We start from the raw sequence: 20,803 nt of genomic DNA on the forward strand, positions 1-20,803 counted from the left end.
CGGCTCTTGCGTAGGCGCGATCCTTTCGCCATATGCCCGGCCGGGAGTCGGGCGGACGTAGTCGTCGCCAACTTGGTCAGGTCCTGACGGAAGCAGCCACAACGATTTTGCTGCGGGTCGTTCCGGCTCCCACCTCTTTTCAATATTCGGGCTTCGACTCGCCAGGCGATTTCCAACTGGGAACCGCCAGCGTCGGGGAAATCGCGAAAACAAATAATCAGAGCGATACCACCTTCGTGGAATTCGCTCTAGAACTGGACCCATGTCCGATTCCCCACAGCCCTATCGCGTTCTTGCGCGCAAATATCGGCCGCAAAACTTTAACGAGTTGATCGGGCAGGATGCGATGGTCCAGACTCTGGGCAACGCGATCCGGCGCGGGCGGTTGGCCCATGCCTTTCTGATGACCGGGGTGCGCGGGGTCGGCAAGACATCGACCGCCCGACTGATCGCCAAGGCGTTGAACTGCATCGGCCCGGACGGTCAGGGTGGGCCGACCATCGACCCCTGTGGCGTGTGCGAGCCCTGCAAGGCGATTGCCGAAGGGCGGCATATCGACGTGATCGAGATGGACGCCGCGTCCAACACCGGCGTCGACGATGTGCGCGAGATTATCGAGGCGGTACGCTACGCCGCCGTCTCCGCGCGCTACAAGGTCTATATCATCGACGAAGTCCACATGCTCACCCGCAATGCCTTCAACGCGTTGCTGAAAACGCTGGAGGAACCACCGGCGCATGTGAAGTTCCTGTTCGCCACGACCGAAGTGACCAAGGTGCCGGTGACGGTCCTCTCGCGCTGCCAGCGTTTCGACCTGCGGCGCATTTCGGCGGACCAGCTTGGCGCGCATTTCGCCAAGATCGTGCAGGCCGAAAAGGTGGCCGCAGAACCCGAAGCACTGGCGCTGATCGCGCAGGCGGCGGAGGGGTCGGCGCGCGATGGCCTGTCGATACTGGATCAGGCGATCGCCCATGCCGAGATGACCGGCGACGCGCCGATGGTGACGGCGGCGCAGGTGCGCGACATGCTGGGTCTGTCCGATCGCGGATCGGTGCGGCGCTTGCTGGGCCTGTTGCTGGGTGGAACAAGCGCGCCGATGCTGGACGCGGTGCGCGATCAATATGCGCTGGGCGTCGAGCCGCTGGCGTTGATGCGCGGCCTGCTGGAACTGGTTCATGCGGTGACCGTGGCGAAGGCCGGACGGGGCGGTGGCGACCCGGCCCAGTCGGCAGAGGAGCGGGAGGCGCTGGCCGAATGGGCATCGCAACTGGGCTATGGGCCGCTGCATCGGCTGTGGCAGTTGCTGCTCAAGGGCCATGATGAAGTATCGAGCGCGATCCTGCCGATCGAGGCGTGCGAGATGGCGCTGCTGCGCATCGTCCATGCCGCCGCCATGCCGGACCCCGGTGAACTGGCAAGGTTGCTGCGTGACGGCGGCGGTGCGCCTGTTGCGGTCGCGGGTGCGGCAGTGGTTGCGCCGTCAGCGCCACCCGCGCCAGCATCCACGCTGCCGGAGCGGTTCGAGGATGTGATCGAGGCACTGTGGCAGAAGGGCCGCGGGCAACTGGCGCAGGATCTTCACGATTGCGTCGGCCTGGTGCGCTTTGCACCGCCAGAGATCGACATCCGCCCGGTCCAGCCGCTATCGGCGGATTTCAATCGCGATCTTGCCCAGGCATTGCGCGAGATGACAGGTGTCGCCTGGCAGGTGCGGACCAGCGATGGTCCCGCCGCACCGACGCTGATGCAGCAGGAACAAGGCCGCGCCGCGACCGCGCGCGCGGCCATTTTGGATACCCCGGTGGTACAGGCGGCGCTGGCTGCCTTCCCCGGCGCGGAACTGGTCGAGGATGGCCAGTCCGAACAATGGAGCGTTGGAACATGAAAGATCTGAACGAAATATTGGGCATGGCGACCCGCGTGCAGGAAGAATTGAGCCGCGCGCAGGACAATCTCGACAAGATCGAGGTTGAGGGCGCATCGGGCGGTGGTCTGGTGAAGGTCAAGGCGTCGGCCAAGGGTCGGATCATCGGTATCGACATCGACGAAAGCCTGCTCGCGCCGTCCGAAAAGCAGATGCTGGAGGATCTTGTCACCGCCGCGCTCAATGACGCGCGCAAGAAGGCGGATGAGGCCAGCAATGCCGAAATGGGCAAGATGACCAGCGGCCTGCAATTGCCCCCCGGCTTCAAACTGCCTTTCTGAACGAAAAGTCGGAGGTCGTTATCACCCCGTTCATGCGCCCACTATTAGGGACAGGGTGATTGATCCGCGCAACTGCCATGCCCATAAAGGGGTGGAACAAGAAGTGGACACGCATGAAGGCGAGTCCCTGGAGACTGCATGATTACTAGCTATCCGTTGCTGCCATTGCGTGACATCGTTGTGTTTCCGCAGATGATCGTTCCGCTTTTTGTGGGCCGCGACAAAAGCGTCGCCGCGCTGGAAACGGCGATGGAAGGCAGCAAGGACATCTTCCTGGTGTCGCAGCTTGATCCTGCCGAAGATGATCCGGGCCGCGAGTCGCTCTATGACACCGGCGTCATCGCGACGGTGCTGCAACTGTTGAAGCTGCCCGACGGCACCGTCCGCGTGCTGGTGGAAGGCAAGCAGCGCGCGCAACTGCACAGCGTTGCCGAAGACGGCCCGCATTTGATCGCCGAGATCGAACTGGTCGACGATATCGTGGCGGAGGGGCCGGAAGCCTCCGCCCTGATGCGCTCCGTTGCGGAGCAGTTCGAAAATTACGCCAAGCTCAACAAGAAGTTGCCCGCCGAAACGCCGGTACAACTGCGCGAGATCGAGGATGCCGGGCGTCTGGCCGACGCCGTTGCCGCGAATATCAATGTCAAGGTTGCGGACAAGCAGTCGCTGCTGGTCGAGGCCGATCCGGTCAAGCGGCTTGAGATGGTGTTCGCCTTCATGGAAGGCGAACTGGGCGTGCTCCAGGTCGAAAAGAAGATCCGTGGCCGCGTGAAGCGACAGATGGAAAAGACCCAGCGCGAATATTATCTGAACGAGCAGTTGAAGGCGATCCAGCGCGAGCTGGGTAATGGCGAGGGCGAGGAAGGCGACGAACTGGCCGAACTTGCCGAGAAGATCGCCAAGGCCAAGCTCAGCAAGGAAGCCCGTGCGAAGGCTACGGCGGAGTTGAAAAAGCTCAAGGGCATGCAGCCCATGTCGGCCGAAGCGACGGTCGTGCGCAATTATCTCGACGTGCTGCTGGGGCTTCCCTGGGGCAAGAAGGGCAAGGTCAAGACCGATCTCAAGAAGGCGCAGGATATTCTCGACGAAGATCATTTCGCGCTGGAGAAGGTCAAGGACCGGATCATCGAATATCTGGCCGTGCAGGCGCGCACCAACAAGTTGAAGGGGCCTATCCTGTGCCTCGTCGGTCCTCCGGGTGTCGGCAAGACTTCGCTTGGTCGTTCGATCGCGAAGGCTACGGGCCGCGAGTTTGTACGCCAGTCGCTGGGCGGCGTGCGCGACGAAGCCGAAATTCGCGGCCATCGCCGGACCTATATCGGCTCTTTGCCGGGCAAGATCGTGACCAACCTGAAGAAGGCGGGCACCATGAACCCGCTGTTCCTGCTCGATGAGATCGACAAGCTGGGCCAGGATTTCCGTGGCGATCCGGCTTCCGCGCTGCTGGAGGTGCTGGACCCGGAACAGAACAGCAAGTTCCAGGACCATTATCTGGAGATCGACGTCGATCTTTCGGACATCATGTTCGTGACCACCGCGAACAGCCTGAACCTGCCTCAGCCGCTGCTCGACCGGATGGAGATCATCCGACTGGAAGGCTATACCGAGGACGAGAAGGTCGAGATTGCGCAGCGGCATCTGCTGTCCAAGCAGATCGAAGCTCACGGTCTGAAAGCGGGTGAGTTCGAGGTGACGGAGGAGGCCGTGCGCGACCTCATCCGTTATTACACCCGCGAAGCCGGTGTCCGCACGCTGGAGCGCGAAATCGCGCGTCTGGCCCGCAAGGCGCTCCGCAAAATTCTCGAGGGCGTCTATGAAAAGGTCGTCATCACGCCCGACACACTTGCCGACTATGCCGGCGTTCGCAAATTCCGCCACGGTGTGGGCGAGGAAGAGAATCAGATCGGCGCTGTGACGGGCCTCGCCTGGACCGAGGTTGGTGGCGAACTGCTGACGATCGAGGCTGTGACGGTGCCTGGCAAGGGCATGGTAAAGACGACCGGCAAGTTGGGCGACGTCATGAACGAGTCGATTCAGGCCGCCTATTCCTATGTGCGGGCACGCTCGCCCGGCTATGGCATCAAGCCGAGCATTTTCCACCGCAAGGACATCCATATCCATCTGCCCGAAGGGGCGGTGCCCAAGGATGGGCCATCGGCGGGCATCGGCATGGTGACATCGATCGTCAGCACGCTGACTGGCATTCCGATCCACAAGGATGTCGCGATGACGGGTGAGGTGACGCTGCGTGGCCGGGTGCTGCCAATCGGTGGCTTGAAGGAAAAGCTGCTGGCGGCGCTGCGCGGGGGCATCAAGACGGTGCTGATCCCGGCGGAAAATGAAAAAGATCTGGCAGAGATTCCAGCCAACATTCGCGAGGGGCTGGAAATCGTGCCGGTAGCGCATGTGGATGAGGTGCTGGCGCGCGCGCTGATTTCCCCGCTGGAAGCCATTGCCTGGACAGAAGAAGATGACCTCGCGGCGCAGCCGACGGCAGCATCTGGCCGCGAAGGCGACGCTGCACTGCGGCATTAACAACTGATTTCGGGGGATTTTGGGCGCCTTTGCTCAAATCTCCCGAGTCGCGTGTGGGCTTTGTCGCTTTCCCTTTGACAGCTTGGGAAAGCTACGCCTTATTGGCGCGCCTTAAACCGCGATTCCTAAACTAATCAAACAACCTAAGAAGGGGGTTCCCTAGGCATGAACAAGCAGGATCTCATCAGCGCAGTTGCAGACAGCAGCGGCCTTTCCAAGAGCGATGCCACCAAGGCGGTCGAGGGCGTATTCGACGCCATCACCGGCGCGCTGAAGAAGGGCGATGAAGTTCGCCTGGTCGGTTTCGGCACTTTTTCCGTTTCGCAGCGCAAGGCCTCGACCGGCCGCAATCCGCGCACCGGCGAGACGATGACCATCAAGGCATCCACCCAACCCAAGTTCAAGGCCGGCAAGGGCCTGAAGGACTCGGTCAACTGATGGAGTGGGGCGTATCCTTCACGGATGCGCCCCTGCTCTGACAAGGCGCGGCGTCGCGGTCGCAAAAAAAGTTTCAGGAGAGTAGGGCAGGCGACAAGCGGTAGGGACCGCCCGCCGCCCGGACGCCAAGGCAGGAAAGGGGCAGGGACCAAAAGGTCGCTGTCCTTTTTTTTGGTCATGGCCATAAGCGGGGCCTGTACAGGGAAAAGGCCGCTTGACGGGCCGGGGCGCGCCGCATATGTGCCCTTTCTCTCTCGGGCCATATGGCCCTGTGGCGACCGTAGCTCAGTTGGTTAGAGCGCTGGTTTGTGGTACCAGAGGTCGGGGGTTCAAGACCCCTCGGTCGCCCCATCATTCCCTTCTATCGTTCAAAATTCCGTCCTGCCGACATGGTGGGTGGTAATTGGTCGTTGCTTATATTATTGCTGCCATCGGTATTTTTATTACGAGGTGCATATGGCTGCCTGGGATCTGGCCGATTTCGATGATCATGAGGGTGTTCACCTCTTCCGCGACCGTGCGAGCGGTTTGACGGCGGTGATCGCGATCCACTCCACCGCGCTGGGACCGGCGGCGGGCGGGGTGCGCTTCTGGCACTATGCCGACCGCACCGATGCCGTCACCGACGCGCTGCGCCTGTCGCGGGGCATGAGCTACAAGAATGCGATGGCGGGCCTGCCGATGGGCGGGGGCAAGGGCGTTATCCTTGCCGATGCCGCGCGCACCAAGACGCCTGAGATGCTCAAGGCTTTTGGCCGGGCGATTGACTCGCTGGGCGGGCGCTATGTAACGGCGGAGGATGTGGGCATCAGCGAAGCGGATGTGGGCATCATCGGCAGTGAGACGGGCTTCGTTTCCGGTTTGCCGGTGGGTGAGGGCGCGGCGGGCGGCGATCCCGGTCCCGTCACCGCGCGCGGCGTCTATCTGGGCGTTCGGGCGGCGGCGCTCGAAGCACTGGGCACGGACGATATGGCGGGCGTCCATGTCGCCATTCAGGGTGTGGGCAGCGTTGGCGGCGGGCTGGCCCGTCATCTGGCGCGTGACGGCGCGAAGCTGACGTTGGCCGACGTCAACGCCGATCGCGCCAAGGCGCTGGCGGCGGAACTGGGCGCGCAGGTCGTCGCGACCGAAGCGATCATTGGTGTCGAAGCGGACATCTTCAGCCCCAATGCACTGGGCGCGATCCTCAACGAACATTCGATTCCCTTGCTGCGGACCGGTGTCGTAGCAGGCGGCGCGAACAACCAGTTGGCAACCCCGGCGGATGCGGCGCGCCTGCATGGTCGCGGCATCCTTTATGCGCCGGACTATGTGATCAATGCGGGCGGCATCATCAATGTCGCGCTGGAATATCTGGGGCAAGGCGACCGCGCCGAAGTGGACGCCCGCGTCGCGCAGATCCCCGAGCGGCTGCGCGCCATCTGGGCGGAGAGTGCGGCCAATGGACGTCCGGCGGCCGATGTCGCCGACGCCATGGCGCAGCGCCTTATCGGTCGCGCCTGACGGAGAGCGGCGGCACTCCCTGCGTCACTCTCAAACACTATGGCCGCCCGTTCGCGTATGAACGGGCGGCCTTTTTTGCTTGGGAGCGGAAACATGGCTTTAACTCCGATGCGCAAACTCACATATACTCCGGTGACGTCCGGGCTTCGCAGCGGGTCTTTTCCGCCCTATAGCGGCCGTCATGAGCGACGCACGCGATACAGGCTTCACCCTTGACCCCCGCTATGATGCACAGGGGTTGATCACGGCTGTCGTCACTGACGATGGGAACGGCGAGGTGCTGATGCTCGCGCATATGAATGCGCAGGCATTGGAACTGACGGTCCAGACTGGCCTTGCCCATTTCTGGTCACGCAGCCGGCAGGCGCTGTGGAAAAAGGGCGAAACCTCGGGCAACATGCTGGAAGTCCGCGATATTCGTATCGATTGTGATCAGGACGCGGTGTGGATCAAGGCTGTGGCGAAGGGGCCTGCCTGTCACACGGGCGCCCGATCCTGCTTCTTTCGCCGGATTGGGGTGGATGGACTGACGCCAGTCGATGCTGCGGATTAGCCTTGTTCTGCTAGCCCTGACTCTTGCCGCCTGCCAGCAGCAGGCGGCCACCCCCAACGCGTCGATTAATGCCGATGCATCTGCCGCTCCAGCCTCTGCATTGGAGCAGGCCGCGCGTGATAGTGGGTTGGTTGCGGACGTCGCTCGCGTGTCTCCGGTGGGCCTGTATCAACAGCGCCACGAAGCGGGGCGCAACAGCCTGTGCGTCCTGCCGGGAACGGATGGCCGCTATCGATTTGGCGTAGAGGCGGTGTTCGGAGCAGAAGAGTCCTGCCGGGGAACGGGCATTGCCCGACGCGCGGGTGACAAGCTGATCCTGCGCTTTTCCGGCCGCAGCCAGTGCACGATCGTCGTGCAATATGAAGGAGATCGCGTGGCCATGCCGGGCGTCGTCGATGTCGCTTGCGCGAAACTATGTGATGCCAATGGGTCGTTTGAAGGGGTCAGCTTCCCTCGTATCGCAGCGGATGAGCAGGCCGCGAAGACTGTGCGCGATCGCAATGAGAACGCCCTCTGTGAAGGTTAGGTTCGCGACAATAGCCGAAAGAGATTAGCAGGGCAGCGGGCGGGCGCGCGTGACCCGGGCCTCCAACGCCAGCGAGAGCAGGAAGACGGACAGGCCCGCAAGAGCCAGCGCGCTGCCGATCCAGCCGGTCGAAACCAGGCCATTCCCCGCCGCGATCGACAGTCCGCCCAACCAAGGCCCCAGCGCATTGGCAACGTTGAAAGCGCTATGATGCAATGCCGCCGCCAGCGTCTGGGCATCGCCCGCGACATCCATCAGCCGTGTCTGGAGCACGGAGCCAAGGCCGCCGCCAAGGCCGATCATGAAAATGTCGAGGCCCAGCGTCCAGATATTCTGCGCGGCCAGCGGAAAGAGCGCCAGCGCGACCGCGCTCCAGAGCATGAGGCCGATAACCGTCGGGAACAGCGCCCGGTCCGCGAAACGCGCCGTGACCAGAGTGCCGATCGTCAGGCCCACGCCAAAAATCATCAGCACGGCAGGCACCAGCGCCTTCGATACATGCGTCACCTCGATCATGGTCGATGCAACATAGGTATAGACCGCGAACATGCCACCAAAGCCGATCGCGCCGGTCAGCAATGTCAGCCACACTTGGCTTTTGCGTAGCGCGCCCAGTTCGCGCAGTGGGCTGGCGTTCGCGTCAGGCCGGTCCCTGGGCGCAAGCAGCGCGACCATGGTGACGGTCGCCAGCGCCAGCACGGCGACGATGCCGAACCCCCACCGCCAGCCGATCGCCTGCCCCATCCAGTTGGCGACGGGCACGCCGACGATCGTTGCGACGGTAAGGCCCGAAAACATCCGGGCGATGGCCTGTGTCCGCTGCTCGGTTGGCACCATCGACGCGGCAACGAGCGCCGCGACGCCGAAATAGGCGCCATGCGGCAAGCCACTGAGGAAACGAAAGACCAGCATCCAGCCATAAGTGGGGGCAAGCGCGCTGAGGCCATTGGCCAGCGCGAACAGGGTCATCAGGCCGATCAGCAGCGTCCGCCGCGGCAGCCGCGCGCCCAGCACCGCGATGAACGGCGCCCCTACGACCACGCCCAACGCATAGGCGCTGATGACATGGCCCGCCGTGGGCGTATCGATTCCCAGACCCACCGAAAAGAAGGGCAGCAGGCTCATCGCCGCGAATTCGGTCGTACCGATGGCGAAAGCGCCCATGGCGAGGGCAAGGGTGACGAGTGCCGGGGCGGCGGGTTTGGACGTACCGGTCATGACCGCTCCATGCTGCAATGCAATATCGGGAATGTCCTCAAATGGACTTTCGCACGGCTATTTCAACCGGAAATCGCGCTATATCGCTTGCAAAGTCTGCACGGGGTGCAGCGTGAAATGCATCTGCCTTCCAGGCTTCCAGCCTATTCAACCCCGCGCGGCGCGGCTCGTGTCAAGCATCTTGCCATTGGTGATGACGACGATGTCGCCCAGTTTCGCTACCTTGAACAGCTTTTCGGCGAAGGCTGTCGGTACGCCGATGCAGCCATGGGTCGCGTTGCCCCATTTCACGTCGCTGCCATGGATGGCGACGCCGTCATTGGTTAGCCGCAGCATATAGGGCATGGGCGCATTATAAAGGTTGGACACATGGTCTGCGTCCTTCTGGGAAATGGGGAAGGCCCCCTGCGGGCTGGGTTTGTCGTCCGCGCCATAGATGATGACCGCAGCGCCGATCTCATAGCCGTCGCGGAAGACCGACAGCGTCTGGGCCTTCAGGTCTATGGTAACGATTATGCGGCCATCAGGCACATCGGTGTCGTCCCACATATAATCGCCATGGCGGAAGGGGGCGGTAATGGGCAGGACGCGCTTTACCACCAGAGCGCTGGGGGCGATCTGCACAGGCTGATCGCGCGATCGTTCGACCGGGGCAGTCGACGTCGCGGCGACAGTTTGTGGCTTCGGCAGAGGTTTGGCCGGAGGTGCGGGTTCGTATGGGGCGCGTTCGGACAGGCCGGTGAAGGCGACCAACAGTGCCATCGCGCCGCCGCCGATTGCCAGCTTTGGCCCGATGCTGCGGACCAGGGAAGAAAAAATACCGGCCATTGGTGCGTCGCTCCCGTCGCGTTGACGGGCCATTATCGCGCAAAATGGTTAAGGTTCGGTAGGGATCAGCTCTCCCGCATGCACTCCGCCGCCGCGATGGTGGTGAGGTTGAGGATGCCGCGCGACGTGACCCCCGGTGTCAGCACATGGATAGGCTGGGCAAGTCCCATCAGCATCGGCCCAACCGTGGGCGAACTGGACGAGGCGGCCAGTGCCGTCAGCGTGATGTTGGCCGCGTCCAGATTTGGCATGACCAGCAGATTGGCCGGTCCCTCAAACTGTGAATCGGGCACCAGCCGCTCCCGCAGCGACTGGCTGAGCGCGGCATCGGCGTGCATTTCACCGTCGACCGACAGGGTCGGCGCGGCAGCGCGGACGATCCGCAATGCTTCGCGCATCTTGCGCGCGCTCGGACTGTGCGATGCGCCGAAATTGGAGTGGGAGAGCAGGGCCGCGCGCGGCTCCAGGCCAAAGCGCCGTATCTCGTCGGCGGCAAGCAGCGTCATTTCCGCCACCTGCTGCGGCGTGGGATCGGGCACCATATGGCTGTCGGTTATGAACAGCGCGCCCGCGTCCAGAATCAGGCCAGACAGGGCATAGACGCGCTCATGCCCCGGCACCCGGTCGATGATCCGCAGGACATGCTCGACCTGACCCCAATATTCGGAATTGCCGCCGACCAGCGCGGCATCGACCCGCCCGGTGCGCAGCAGCATGGCGGCGGTGACGGTGGGGCGGCGATAGACATGGCGCAGGATTTCGCCCTCCGGCACGCCCTTGCGCGCCGCGATCTGGCGATAGGCGTCGACCAGTGGCCCCATGATATGATGGTCGGTTTCGGGATCGACCACCTCGACATCGCGGTCGAGTTCGAAGCTGAGGCCCAGCTCGGGCAGCTTTTCCTTCAGGATGCGGCGGCGCGCGATGATGGTCGGCCGGGCAAGCCCGTCGTTCAGCGCATCCTGCACGGCGCGCAGCACGCGCTCATCCTCACCCTCGCCATAGGCGATGCGGCGGTTGGTGCCGCGCGCGGCCTCGAACACCGGCATCATCAACTGGCCGGAGCGCGTATTCTGCTGTTCCAGGCTGCGGGCATATTCGTCGAGGTCGAGCGTCTTGGTCGCGACGCCGCTGTCCATCGCGGCCTTCGCCACGGCGGGCGCGATCTTGACGATCAGGCGGGGGTCGAAGGGGGTCGGGATGATATAGTCCGGGCCGAACACCAGCTTGCGCCCGCCATAAGCCTGCGCCACGCTGTCATGCGCGGGCAGGCGGGCGAGGGCGGCGATGGCTTCGGCGGCGGCGACCTTCATCGCTTCGTTAATCTCGGTCGCGCCCGCGTCCAGCGCCCCCCGGAAGATATAGGGAAAGCACAGGACGTTATTGACCTGATTGGCATAGTCCGACCGGCCCGTCGCGATGATCGCATCGGGGCGCGAAGCGCGGGCGACATCGGGCAGGATTTCCGGCTCGGGATTGGCCAGCGCGAAGATCAGCGGCTTGTCCGCCAGCAGCGGCAGCCATTCGGCCTTCAGCACGCCCGGCGCGGACAGGCCCAGAAAGACGTTCGCGCCCGGCAGCACATCGGGCAGCGTCCGGGCGTTGGTGGTGCGGGCATAGCGGGCCATGTTGGGCAACATGCCTTCGCGGCCCGAATGAATGACGCCGTCCTTGTCGGTCAGCGTGACATGCTCGACCGGCAGGCCCATCGACACCAGCAGGTCGACGCAGGCCAGCGCCGCCGCGCCTGCGCCCGACGTGACCAGCCGTGCGTCGGCAAGGCTGCGTCCTTGCAGCACCAGCGCGTTACGGACGGCGGCGGCAACGACGATCGCCGTGCCATGCTGATCGTCATGGAAGACCGGGATATTCATGCGCTTCTTGAGCGCGGCCTCGATCTCGAAACATTCAGGCGCCTTGATATCCTCAAGGTTGATGCCGCCGAAGGTCGGTTCCAGCAACGCCACCGCGTCGATGAACTGCTGGGGGTCGGTCGTGTCGACCTCTATATCGAAGACGTCGATACCGGCGAATTTCTTGAAGAGGACGGCCTTGCCCTCCATCACCGGCTTGGAGGCCAGCGCGCCGATCGCGCCAAGGCCCAGCACCGCCGTGCCGTTGGAGATGACCGCGACCAGATTGCCGCGTGCGGTATAGTCCAGCGCCTTGGCCGGGTCGGCGGCGATCTCCATGCAGGGCGCCGCGACGCCCGGCGAATAAGCCAGCGCAAGGTCGCGCTGGTTGACCATGCGCTTGGTCGGCTCGATCCTGAGCTTACCCGGCTGCGGATGGCGGTGATAGTCGAGGGCGGCGCGGCGTGTATTATCGTCCATGTGATGAGCCTTTAGGGGCGACGCTGGCCGGGGGCAATGGCTTCGCGCTGCCAGGGGGGGATTGGCGCATAAAGGGCGGCCAGAAATTCGATGAAGGCGGTCAGCGCCAGCGGCGGCGTGGGCTGGGGCGGGTGGACCGCGAACAGGCCGACATCGGCGGACCCCTCATGGTCGGGCAGGATCTGCCGTACCTCGCCCCGCGCCAGCGCGCCGCTGACGTCCCAGAGCGAGCGCAACGCGATGCCGACGCCCGACAGTGTCAGTTCGCGCACCACTTCGCTGCTGTTGGTGCGAACATGGCTGATCCCCTCTACGCTGACCGGGCCATCGGGACCCACCAGCCGCCATGGCAGTTGGCCGTTCGCTGCCAACAGGCGGTGCGCTTTAAGATCGGCGAGTGTGGCAGGCGCGCCGAAGCGGTCGAGATAGGCGGGCGCGGCGCACAGGATGCGGCGGTTGGTGGCCAGACGATGCGCCGTCATCCCCTGTCCGGGATCGGCCGCGATGCGGATGGCCAGGTCGGCGCGGCTTTGCAGCAGGTCGACGAAATCGTCCGATAGGTCGAGGTTCAGCGTCACGCGCGGATGGGCATCCAGAAAATGCCCGACATAAGGCGCGATATGCATCCGCCCGAAGGAGGTGGGGGCGGTGACGGTCAGTGGCCCCGATGCGATGGCAAGCGCGCCGGTCACTCGCCGTTCCGCCTCGTCCAGTGCCGCCATGATGCCGCGCAGGTCGCCATGCAATTGCTCGCCCGCCGGGGTCAGCGCCAGACGGCGGGTGGTGCGATGGATCAGGCGCGCGCCCAGCCGCTCCTCCAGTCGCACGAGGCGCTTCGACACCATTGCGGCGGAAATATGCAGCCTTCGTCCCGCTGCGGACAGTCCGCCTTCCTCGACGATGGCGGTGAACAGATCATAATCCGGGTCCATCATAATTTCACCTGAAGAAATTCTGATTTTATATCTTATCATCTATCGATGGTAATGCAGGCCGTCTATAGGATGGCTCACAAATATGGGCAGGAGTGGTCTGATGGTGGAACGTATCGACAAGGCAGGGCTGAAGGTCGCGGCGGAACTGGCGACCTTTGTCGATCAGCGCGCCCTGCCCGGAACCGGCCTCAGCGCCGATGCTTTTTGGCAAGGGACAGCCGCCATCTTTGCCCGCTTCGCGCCGGAAAATGCGGCATTGCTGACCGTTCGCGATACGATGCAGGCGCAGATTGACGACTGGCATGAAGCGCGCGCCGGTCAACCGATCAACATGGCCGACTATCAGGCTTTCCTGCGCGACATTGGCTATCTGGTCGCGGAGCCTGCGCCCTTCACCATCGGTAGCGAAAATGTCGATGACGAGGTTGCCCGCCTCGCGGGGCCGCAACTGGTTGTGCCGATCCTCAACGCCCGCTTCCTGCTGAACGCCGCCAATGCGCGTTGGGGCGGCCTGTACGACGCCCTTTATGGCACGGACGCCATCCCCGGTACGGCGGCGGGCAAGGGCTATGACGCGGCGCGCGGCGCGCAGGTCATCGCCTGGGCCAAGGCGTTTCTGGATGAGGCTATTCCGCTGGCGTCGGGTGGCTGGGCGGACTTGACCAGCGACGACATCATCTTGGCCGACCCCGCTCAATATCTAGGACAGTCCGAAAAGGGCCGCCTGTTTCGGCACAATGGCTTGCATATCGAGGTCGTCTTCGACAGCGGCCATCCCATCGGCAAGGATGATCCAGCAGGCATCGCCGACGTTATCCTGGAATCCGCGCTGACCGCCATTTGCGATCTGGAGGATTCCATCGCTGCGGTCGACGCGCAGGACAAGGTTGCGGCCTATGCCAACTGGCTTGGTCTGATGCGGGGCGACCTCATCGACACGTTCGAGAAGAACGGCGCGATGATGACCCGGTCGCTCAACCCCGACCGAAGCTACACCGCGCCAGACGGCACGGCCTTCACCTTGCCGGGGCGCAGCCTGCTCTTCGTCCGCAATGTCGGCCATCTGATGACCACGCCCGCCATCCTGCTGCCCGATGGCAGCGAGGTGCCCGAGGGCATATTGGACGGCATCCTCACCAGCCTGATCGCGATGCATGACCTGCAACGCGAAGGCGGCAATAGCCGCGCGGGCAGCGTCTATATCGTCAAGCCCAAGATGCATGGCCCCGACGAAGCGGCCCTGACCAATCGCCTGTTCGACGCAATCGAGGATTTGCTGGGCCTGTCCCGCCACACGATCAAGGTCGGCGTGATGGATGAGGAACGGCGCACCTCCGCCAACCTTGCCGCCTGCATCCATGCCGTTCGCGATCGCATCGTCTTCATCAACACCGGCTTCCTCGACCGCACGGGGGACGAGATGCACACGTCGATGCAGGCCGGCGCGATGCTGCGCAAGGGCGATATCAAGGGTGCGGACTGGATCGCCGCCTATGAGGATCGCAATGTCCAGATCGGCCTTGCCTGCGGCCTGTCGGGCCGTGCGCAGATCGGCAAGGGCATGTGGGCCGCGCCCGATCGCATGGCCGACATGCTGGACCAGAAGATCGGCCATCCCCGGACCGGCGCCAATACCGCCTGGGTGCCATCGCCCACGGCGGCGACGCTGCACGCCACCCATTATCACCGGGTCGATGTGTTCGCCCGGCAGGCCGAACGCGGCGCGGAGCCGGTCGCGTCGCTCGACAGGCTGCTCACCATCCCGCTGGCGCATGGCCGGAACTGGTCTGCGGAGGAAATTACCGCCGAACTGGACAATAATGCGCAGGGCATATTGGGCTATGTCGTCCGCTGGATTGATCAGGGCGTCGGCTGCTCCAAGGTGCCGGACATCCATGACATCGGGCTGATGGAGGATCGCGCGACGCTGCGTATCTCCTCGCAGCATATGGCGAACTGGCTGCTCCACGGCGTCTGCTCGGCGGAGCAGGCGGATGCAGCCCTCACGCGCATGGCGGCGAAGGTCGATGCCCAGAATGCGGGTGATCCGCTCTATCGCCCGATGGCGGGGCATGAGGCGGAAAGCCTGGCCTTTCAGGCAGCACGCGCGCTGGTGTTCGAGGGCATCGCCCAGCCAAATGGCTATACCGAACCGCTGCTCCATGCCTTCCGTGCGAAGGTGAAGGCCGCCGCCTGACGGTTCCCTCTATCCGCTGATCCAATTTCCCGTTCGCTTCGAGCGAAGTCGAGAAGCCTGTGCGCGAGGGTGTCTCGACTGCGCTCGACACGAACGGGCGAGGGGCGCGAACCTCCTGCCTTGGCAATGCTCCATGGCTCCGCTAGCCCTCTTTGGCGGACCACATAGGAGTCACCATGACGATCATCGTCCACCATCTGGAAAACAGCCGATCACAGCGCATCCTGTGGCTGCTGGAAGAACTGGGCGAACCCTATGAAGTGCGGCGTTACGAGCGTAATCCCCGGACGATGCGCGCGCCGAAGGCGTTGCGCGCCATTCATCCGCTAGGCAAGTCGCCTGTCGTCGAAGTCGATGGCCGCCGCCTGATCGAGACGGGCGCGATCGTCGAATATCTGGTCACGCGCGCAGGAGGGCGGTTCGGTCCCCCCGCTGACGCGGATGGTGCAATCCGCTGGCGCGAATTTCTCCATTATGCAGAAGGGTCGATGATGCCGCCGCTGCTGGCGTTGCTGGTGGTTGGCAAGCTGGGCTTGCTCGGGCGGCCTGCGCGCGGGCCGGTGCTGGCGATGCTGGGCGAACATCTCGACTGGCTGGAAAGCGAACTGGCCGCGCGCCCCTATTTCGCGGGCGCCGATTTCAGCGCCGCCGACGTCATGATGAGCTTTCCGCTGGAGGCCTCTCGCTCACGCGGCGGACTGGACGGTTCGCGCCCGAACCTGATCCGCTGGCGCGAAGAGATGCACGCCCGACCCGGTTATCAGGCCGCGCTGAAAGCCGGTGGCCCCTATGCTTACGCCTGATCGCCGCGCGCTCTTGAAATACGGCCTCGTTGCTGGCGGCCTCGCCCTGACGCCACGCCTCTTCGCGCAGGAACGGGCGGGCGAAGCGCTGAAACCCATTACCGGCGACGCGGTACCGACCGGCCGGGCCGAGCGCGCCAACCGGCTGGCCCGCGCGCAGAAGATGATGCAGGCGCAGGACATCGACGCCCTGCTGGTCGAACCGGGCGCCTCGCTTATCTATTATACCGGCGTGCGCTGGTGGCGTAGTGAGCGGCTGACGGCGGCGGTCATCCCGGCGCAGGGCGCGCCGATCATCGTCTGCCCTTTTTTCGAAAAACCCTCGATCGACGAATCGCTGCAAATCCCGGCGGAAATTCGCGTCTGGCAGGAGGACGAAAATCCACTGGCGCTGGTCGCCGGCTTCCTTACGGAGAAGGGGCTGGCAAAGGGCCGGATCGGCATCGAGGAAACGGTGCGCTATTTCGCTGTCGATGGCCTGAAGGCCGCGCTGCCAAATGCAACGATCGTCAAAGACCCGGTCACGCGCGCCATCCGCATGCGGAAAACCGCCGCCGAAATTGCGCTGATGGAAAAGGCGGCCGATGTGACCATGGCCGCCTATCGCTGGACCATTCCCCAAGTGAAGGCGGGCATGACCCCGGCGGATATCGGCGCGCTGATGGCTGCCGCGACCAAGGCGTTGGGCGGCGAAGTAGAGTTCAACCTGATCTTGCTTGGCGAAGCCGCTGCCTATCCGCACGGCTCGGGCAAGCCACAGGCGGTTCGGCCGGGCGAAGTCGTGCTGATGGATTGCGGCTGCACGGTCGAGGATTATCAATCCGATATCAGCCGCACCTTCGTGCATGGCGCAGCCCCCTCGGCGGAGCAGCGCAAGGTCTGGGACGCTGTGGCGACCGGTCAGAAGATCGCGTTCGCCACGGCCAAGCTGGGCGTGCCCGCCGGATCGGTCGATGATGCCGTCCGCCGCCATTATGAACAGCTAGGCTATGGGCCGCGCTACCAGTTGCCCGGTCTGTCCCACCGCACCGGCCACGGGATCGGCATGGAGGGGCATGAGCCGGTCAATCTGGTGCATGGAGAAGCAACGCCGCTGGACGTCGGCATGTGCTTTTCCAACGAGCCGGGTCTCTATCTGCCGGGTCGTTTTGGGGTCCGGCTGGAGGATTGTTTCCACATGACTCCGCAGGGACCGAAGTGGTTTTCGGTGCCGCCAGCCTCTCTGGATGACCCGATCGGCTGATTTTGGTGCGGTTTCGGTGAAAAGCCCCGCTTGTGCGCCGGGACGCTCTCGCCTAAATCGCGCGCATGACTTCGACCAACGACATCCGCCGCTCCTTCCTCGATTATTTCGCGGGCGCAGGCCACACCATCGTCCCGTCGGCCCCTCTGGTGCCGCACAACGACCCTACGTTGATGTTCGTCAACGCGGGGATGGTGCCGTTCAAGAATGTCTTCACGGGCCTGGAAACGCGCCCATACAAGACCGCTACGTCCAGCCAGAAATCGGTGCGCGCGGGCGGCAAGCATAATGATCTCGACAATGTCGGCTACACCGCGCGGCATCATACCTTCTTTGAAATGCTGGGCAATTTCAGCTTCGGCGATTATTTCAAGGAACAGGCGATCACCCATGCCTGGACGCTGCTGACCAAGGAATGGGGCATTCCCGCCGACAAGCTGACCGCGACCGTCTATCACACCGACGACGAAGCGTTCGACCTGTGGAAGAAGATTGCGGGCCTGCCCGAACATCGCATCATCCGCATCCCGACGAAGGATAATTTCTGGGCGATGGGCGACAGCGGCCCCTGTGGTCCCTGCTCGGAAATCTTCTACGACCATGGCGATCATATCTGGGGTGGCCCCCCCGGATCGCCGGAGGAGGATGGCGACCGTTTCGTCGAGATCTGGAACCTCGTCTTCATGCAATATGAGCAGGAAGCGAATGAGATCGTCGGCGAACTGCCGCGGCCCAGCATCGATACCGGCATGGGTCTGGAGCGCGTCGCCGCCGTCATGCAGGGCGTTCACGACAATTATGACACCGACACGTTCAAGGCGCTGATCGCCGAGAGCGGCGCGCTGTCGAAGACCCCGACCGACGGCGAGCACAAGGCTAGTCATCGCGTCATCGCCGATCACCTCCGCTCGACCAGCTTCCTGATCGCGGACGGCGTGCTGCCTGCAAATGAAGGCCGCGGCTATGTGCTGCGCCGGATCATGCGTCGCGCCATGCGCCACGCGCACATCATCGGTGCGAAAGACCCGCTGATGTACCGCTTGGTCGGCAGTCTGGTGTCGGAAATGGGCGCGGCCTATCCCGAACTCGTCCGCGCCCAGCCGCTGATCGAGGAAACGCTGCTGCGCGAGGAAACGCGCTTCCGCAAGACGCTGGAAAATGGCCTGCGCCTGCTCGATGAAGCCACCGGCGACATGGGCGAGGGCGATACCCTGCCCGGCGAAACCGCGTTCAAGCTCTATGACACATTCGGTTTCCCTTATGATTTGACCGAGGACGCCCTGCGTGGACGCGGCCTGTCGGTCGATCGCAGCGGCTTCGACACGGCGATGGCCGAGCAGAAGGCGGCGGCGCGCGCCGCGTGGAAGGGATCGGGCGAAAAGGCGTCGGACGATGTCTGGTTCGACATTGCCGAAACGCTCGGCAGCACCGAATTTATCGGCTATTCCTCGACCGAGGGTGAGGGCGAGGTTCTGGCCATCGTCAAGGATGGCGCGCGGGTCGATGCCGCAGGCGCAGGCGACAGCGTGCTTGTCATCACCAACCAGACGCCTTTCTATGGTGAAAGCGGCGGCCAGATGGGCGACGCGGGCACCATTACGACGCAAGGCGGCATGACCGCCGATGTCGAGGATACGGGCAAGCCGCTGGGCCGCCTGCACGCGCACAAGGCAAAGATCGGCGTTGGTGCGCTCAAGATAGGCGACACCGTGCATCTGTCGGTCGACGTCGATCGCCGCGACCGCCTGCGCGCCAATCACAGCGCCACCCATCTGCTGCACGCGGCCCTCCGCAACCGGCTGGGCGCGCATGTCACGCAGAAGGGCAGCCTCGTCGCGCCTGACCGCTTGCGCTTCGACTTCTCCCATCCCGAAGCGTTGACTCATGCGCAGATCGCGCTGGTCGAGGCGGACGTGAACGCGCAGGTCCGGCATAATCAGGAGGTCACGACCCGCCTGATGACGCCCGATGATGCGGTCGGTGCGGGCGCGCTGGCGCTGTTCGGCGAGAAATATGGCGACGAAGTCCGCGTCCTTTCCATGGGGAAGGGGGACGCTCTTGAGGAGGATCGGCACAGCTATTCGGTCGAACTGTGCGGCGGCACCCATGTCCGCGCCACCGGCGATATCGCGCTGTTCAAGATCATCGGCGAAAGCGCGGTATCGAGCGGCGTGCGCCGGATCGAGGCGCTGACCGGGGAAGCCGCGCGCCTCTGGCTGTCCGACCGCGAGGATCGCCTGCGTCAGTCCGCCGCGACGCTCAAGACCACGCCCGACGAAGTGCCCGCGCGCATCGCCGCGCTGGTCGAACAGAGCCGCAAGCTGGAACGCGAACTGGCCGAGGCAAAGAAGGCGCTGGCGCTTGGCGGCGGTGGATCGGCGGCGGCTGCGGCCGGACCGGAAAAGGTCGGCACCATCAGCTTCCTCGCGCAAGTGATCGAAGGCCTGGATCCCAAGGAACTGCGCGGCATTGTCGATGGCAACAAGAAGACGCTGGGCAGCGGCGTTTCCGCCGTCCTTGCCGTCGTCGAAGGCCGGGCGACCATCGCCGTAGGTGTCACCGACGACCTGACCGCCACGATCAGCGCCGTCGATTTGGTCCGCGCAGGCGTGGAAGCGCTGGGCGGGAAGGGTGGTGGCGGCCGTCCCGACATGGCGCAGGGCGGTGGCCCCGATGGCGACAAGGCCGCAGCGGCGATCGACGCGGTGAGGGCCGTACTGGCCACCATATCCGCCTGATCAGGCGGATATGGTAGCTATGCTCAGTTGCGGAACTTCGTTGCCATTCCCAATATGTCGTCCAGTGGATTGCCATTGCCGTTAAGGTCGATCAGCGAACCCAGTCCGCCCTGGCCCAGTCCACCTTGTGCAGGCGCAGCGGCATTACCGCCGCCCAAAATCTTACCCAATAAGCCGCCTAATAAGCCGCCTCCAGCGGGCTCACCGGCTGCCGCACCCCGATTGCTGAACATATAGCCCGCGACGGCCATCGCCAGCATCGGCAACATCTTGCGCAGGATGGAGGGTTCGACGCCGCTGGTCTGCGCGGCGTGATCGGCCACTTGCCGACTTACATCCTTCGACCCGAAGATCTGGCCAAGTACGTCGTTGCCGGGCTGCGTCGGCGTTGGGTTGCTGCTGGTCAGCGACTCCAGCAGGCCGCCGCCGCCCAGTTGCCCGAGTACGTCCATCAGGCCGCCCATGCCGCCCGTATCGGGCTGCGCCTGTTTCTTGAAACCGCCAAGGATAGCGGGAAGCAGCGCTGCGGCGCCCGCCTGCGCCGAGGTCGCATCGATCCCTAATTCGCGCGACATGGAGTCGAGCGCGCCGGTCTGCTTGAGCATCTCACCGATATCCATAAGACATTTCCTTAGAAAAAGACTCATTTGCGAGATCGCCAGCTTAAGTAATGCGGACGATTTGTGCATTGATTATTTAATGGGCCTGCAACACAAGTATGAAAGGGGTGGGTGGTAAATGAAGGAGA

The 20,803-nt window shown here is 63.8% G+C and carries 16 protein-coding genes, 1 tRNA gene and 1 other RNA gene; 13 read left to right on the forward strand and 5 right to left on the reverse strand.

Annotation, left to right across the window (positions count from 1 at the left end; all coding sequences use genetic code 11):
- The first annotated feature begins 39 nt into the window (after positions 1–39).
- From ffs to WFR25_RS10065, 9 genes are all read left to right on the forward strand, one after another.
- Positions 40–137: signal recognition particle sRNA small type (gene ffs / locus WFR25_RS10025), an RNA gene on the forward strand.
- Between the two features lie 125 nt (positions 138–262).
- Entirely contained in the window at positions 263–1,885 is a 1,623-nt protein-coding gene (locus tag WFR25_RS10030; RefSeq protein WP_336970615.1) for a DNA polymerase III subunit gamma/tau, read from the forward strand.
- Positions 1,882–2,205, forward strand: a complete 324-nt coding sequence (locus WFR25_RS10035) for a YbaB/EbfC family nucleoid-associated protein (RefSeq protein ID WP_336970617.1) — start codon at positions 1,882–1,884, stop codon at positions 2,203–2,205. The genes WFR25_RS10030 and WFR25_RS10035 overlap by 4 nt, the downstream gene beginning before the upstream one ends.
- A 138-nt stretch (positions 2,206–2,343) precedes the next feature.
- Positions 2,344–4,740, forward strand: coding sequence for an endopeptidase La (lon, locus tag WFR25_RS10040; RefSeq protein ID WP_336970619.1), 2,397 nt, complete (start codon positions 2,344–2,346; stop codon positions 4,738–4,740).
- A 165-nt stretch (positions 4,741–4,905) separates the two neighbouring features.
- Entirely contained in the window at positions 4,906–5,178 is a 273-nt protein-coding gene (locus WFR25_RS10045) for an HU family DNA-binding protein (RefSeq protein ID WP_336970621.1), read from the forward strand.
- A gap of 274 nt (positions 5,179–5,452) precedes the next feature.
- Positions 5,453–5,529: transfer RNA gene (locus tag WFR25_RS10050), tRNA-His, on the forward strand.
- A gap of 105 nt (positions 5,530–5,634) precedes the next feature.
- The gene (locus WFR25_RS10055; RefSeq protein ID WP_336970623.1) at positions 5,635–6,681 is read left to right on the forward strand and encodes a Glu/Leu/Phe/Val family dehydrogenase; all 1,047 of its coding nucleotides are present in this window, start codon (positions 5,635–5,637) and stop codon (positions 6,679–6,681) included.
- Between the two features lie 181 nt (positions 6,682–6,862).
- Entirely contained in the window at positions 6,863–7,234 is a 372-nt protein-coding gene (gene hisI, locus WFR25_RS10060; protein ID WP_336970625.1) for a phosphoribosyl-AMP cyclohydrolase, read from the forward strand.
- Positions 7,221–7,760, forward strand: coding sequence for a hypothetical protein (locus tag WFR25_RS10065; RefSeq protein WP_336970627.1), 540 nt, complete (start codon positions 7,221–7,223; stop codon positions 7,758–7,760). The genes hisI and WFR25_RS10065 overlap by 14 nt, the downstream gene beginning before the upstream one ends.
- A 24-nt stretch (positions 7,761–7,784) precedes the next feature.
- Here WFR25_RS10065 and WFR25_RS10070 read toward each other — a convergent pair whose 3' ends face one another.
- From WFR25_RS10070 to WFR25_RS10085, 4 genes are all read right to left on the reverse strand, one after another.
- Complete coding sequence (locus WFR25_RS10070; RefSeq protein ID WP_336970629.1) at positions 7,785–8,978, reverse strand: MFS transporter; 1,194 nt, start codon at positions 8,976–8,978, stop codon at positions 7,785–7,787.
- A 147-nt stretch (positions 8,979–9,125) separates the two neighbouring features.
- Positions 9,126–9,806 (reverse strand): L,D-transpeptidase family protein, encoded by a 681-nt coding sequence (locus WFR25_RS10075; protein WP_336970631.1) that lies wholly within the window; start codon positions 9,804–9,806, stop codon positions 9,126–9,128.
- A gap of 65 nt (positions 9,807–9,871) precedes the next feature.
- Entirely contained in the window at positions 9,872–12,139 is a 2,268-nt protein-coding gene (locus WFR25_RS10080; RefSeq protein WP_336970633.1) for an NADP-dependent malic enzyme, read from the reverse strand.
- An 11-nt stretch (positions 12,140–12,150) separates the two neighbouring features.
- Entirely contained in the window at positions 12,151–13,074 is a 924-nt protein-coding gene (locus WFR25_RS10085; protein ID WP_336970635.1) for a LysR family transcriptional regulator, read from the reverse strand.
- Between the two features lie 100 nt (positions 13,075–13,174).
- On the opposite strand from WFR25_RS10085, the gene WFR25_RS10090 reads away from it, so the two are divergent.
- The 4 genes from WFR25_RS10090 to alaS all read left to right on the forward strand — a co-directional run bounded on the left by WFR25_RS10090 (position 13,175) and on the right by alaS (position 20,055).
- On the forward strand, positions 13,175–15,271 hold the full coding sequence (locus WFR25_RS10090) for a malate synthase G (RefSeq protein ID WP_336970637.1): 2,097 nt from the start codon (positions 13,175–13,177) through the stop codon (positions 15,269–15,271).
- Positions 15,272–15,447: 176 nt separating this feature from the next.
- Complete coding sequence (locus tag WFR25_RS10095) at positions 15,448–16,074, forward strand: glutathione S-transferase family protein (RefSeq protein ID WP_336970639.1); 627 nt, start codon at positions 15,448–15,450, stop codon at positions 16,072–16,074.
- Entirely contained in the window at positions 16,061–17,317 is a 1,257-nt protein-coding gene (locus tag WFR25_RS10100; protein ID WP_336974832.1) for a M24 family metallopeptidase, read from the forward strand. Before WFR25_RS10095 ends, WFR25_RS10100 begins: the two co-directional genes overlap by 14 nt.
- A gap of 65 nt (positions 17,318–17,382) precedes the next feature.
- Entirely contained in the window at positions 17,383–20,055 is a 2,673-nt protein-coding gene (gene alaS / locus WFR25_RS10105) for an alanine--tRNA ligase (protein WP_336970640.1), read from the forward strand.
- A gap of 23 nt (positions 20,056–20,078) precedes the next feature.
- Here alaS and WFR25_RS10110 read toward each other — a convergent pair whose 3' ends face one another.
- On the reverse strand, positions 20,079–20,675 hold the full coding sequence (locus WFR25_RS10110; RefSeq protein ID WP_336970642.1) for a DUF937 domain-containing protein: 597 nt from the start codon (positions 20,673–20,675) through the stop codon (positions 20,079–20,081).
- Positions 20,676–20,803: the final 128 nt, after the last annotated feature.

The organism is Sphingobium aromaticiconvertens (assembly GCF_037154075.1).
Classification (GTDB): domain Bacteria; phylum Pseudomonadota; class Alphaproteobacteria; order Sphingomonadales; family Sphingomonadaceae; genus Sphingobium; species Sphingobium aromaticiconvertens.

Excerpts from the sequence above, each read along its gene's own strand:
- WFR25_RS10110 (WP_336970642.1), bottom strand. The coding sequence starts at position 20,675 with ATGGATATCGGTGAGATGCTCAAGCAGACCGGCGCGCTCGACTCCATG.
- WFR25_RS10085 (WP_336970635.1), bottom strand. The coding sequence starts at position 13,074 with ATGATGGACCCGGATTATGATCTGTTCACCGCCATCGTCGAGGAAGGC.
- WFR25_RS10080 (WP_336970633.1), bottom strand. The coding sequence starts at position 12,139 with ATGGACGATAATACACGCCGCGCCGCCCTCGACTATCACCGCCATCCG.
- alaS (WP_336970640.1), top strand. The coding sequence starts at position 17,383 with ATGACTTCGACCAACGACATCCGCCGCTCCTTCCTCGATTATTTCGCG.
- lon (WP_336970619.1), top strand. The coding sequence starts at position 2,344 with ATGATTACTAGCTATCCGTTGCTGCCATTGCGTGACATCGTTGTGTTT.
- WFR25_RS10035 (WP_336970617.1), top strand. The coding sequence starts at position 1,882 with ATGAAAGATCTGAACGAAATATTGGGCATGGCGACCCGCGTGCAGGAA.
- WFR25_RS10095 (WP_336970639.1), top strand. The coding sequence starts at position 15,448 with ATGACGATCATCGTCCACCATCTGGAAAACAGCCGATCACAGCGCATC.
- WFR25_RS10065 (WP_336970627.1), top strand. The coding sequence starts at position 7,221 with ATGCTGCGGATTAGCCTTGTTCTGCTAGCCCTGACTCTTGCCGCCTGC.
- WFR25_RS10100 (WP_336974832.1), top strand. The coding sequence starts at position 16,061 with ATGCTTACGCCTGATCGCCGCGCGCTCTTGAAATACGGCCTCGTTGCT.
- WFR25_RS10070 (WP_336970629.1), bottom strand. The coding sequence starts at position 8,978 with ATGACCGGTACGTCCAAACCCGCCGCCCCGGCACTCGTCACCCTTGCC.
- WFR25_RS10090 (WP_336970637.1), top strand. The coding sequence starts at position 13,175 with ATGGTGGAACGTATCGACAAGGCAGGGCTGAAGGTCGCGGCGGAACTG.
- WFR25_RS10030 (WP_336970615.1), top strand. The coding sequence starts at position 263 with ATGTCCGATTCCCCACAGCCCTATCGCGTTCTTGCGCGCAAATATCGG.
- hisI (WP_336970625.1), top strand. The coding sequence starts at position 6,863 with ATGAGCGACGCACGCGATACAGGCTTCACCCTTGACCCCCGCTATGAT.
- WFR25_RS10055 (WP_336970623.1), top strand. The coding sequence starts at position 5,635 with ATGGCTGCCTGGGATCTGGCCGATTTCGATGATCATGAGGGTGTTCAC.
- WFR25_RS10075 (WP_336970631.1), bottom strand. The coding sequence starts at position 9,806 with ATGGCCGGTATTTTTTCTTCCCTGGTCCGCAGCATCGGGCCAAAGCTG.
- WFR25_RS10045 (WP_336970621.1), top strand. The coding sequence starts at position 4,906 with ATGAACAAGCAGGATCTCATCAGCGCAGTTGCAGACAGCAGCGGCCTT.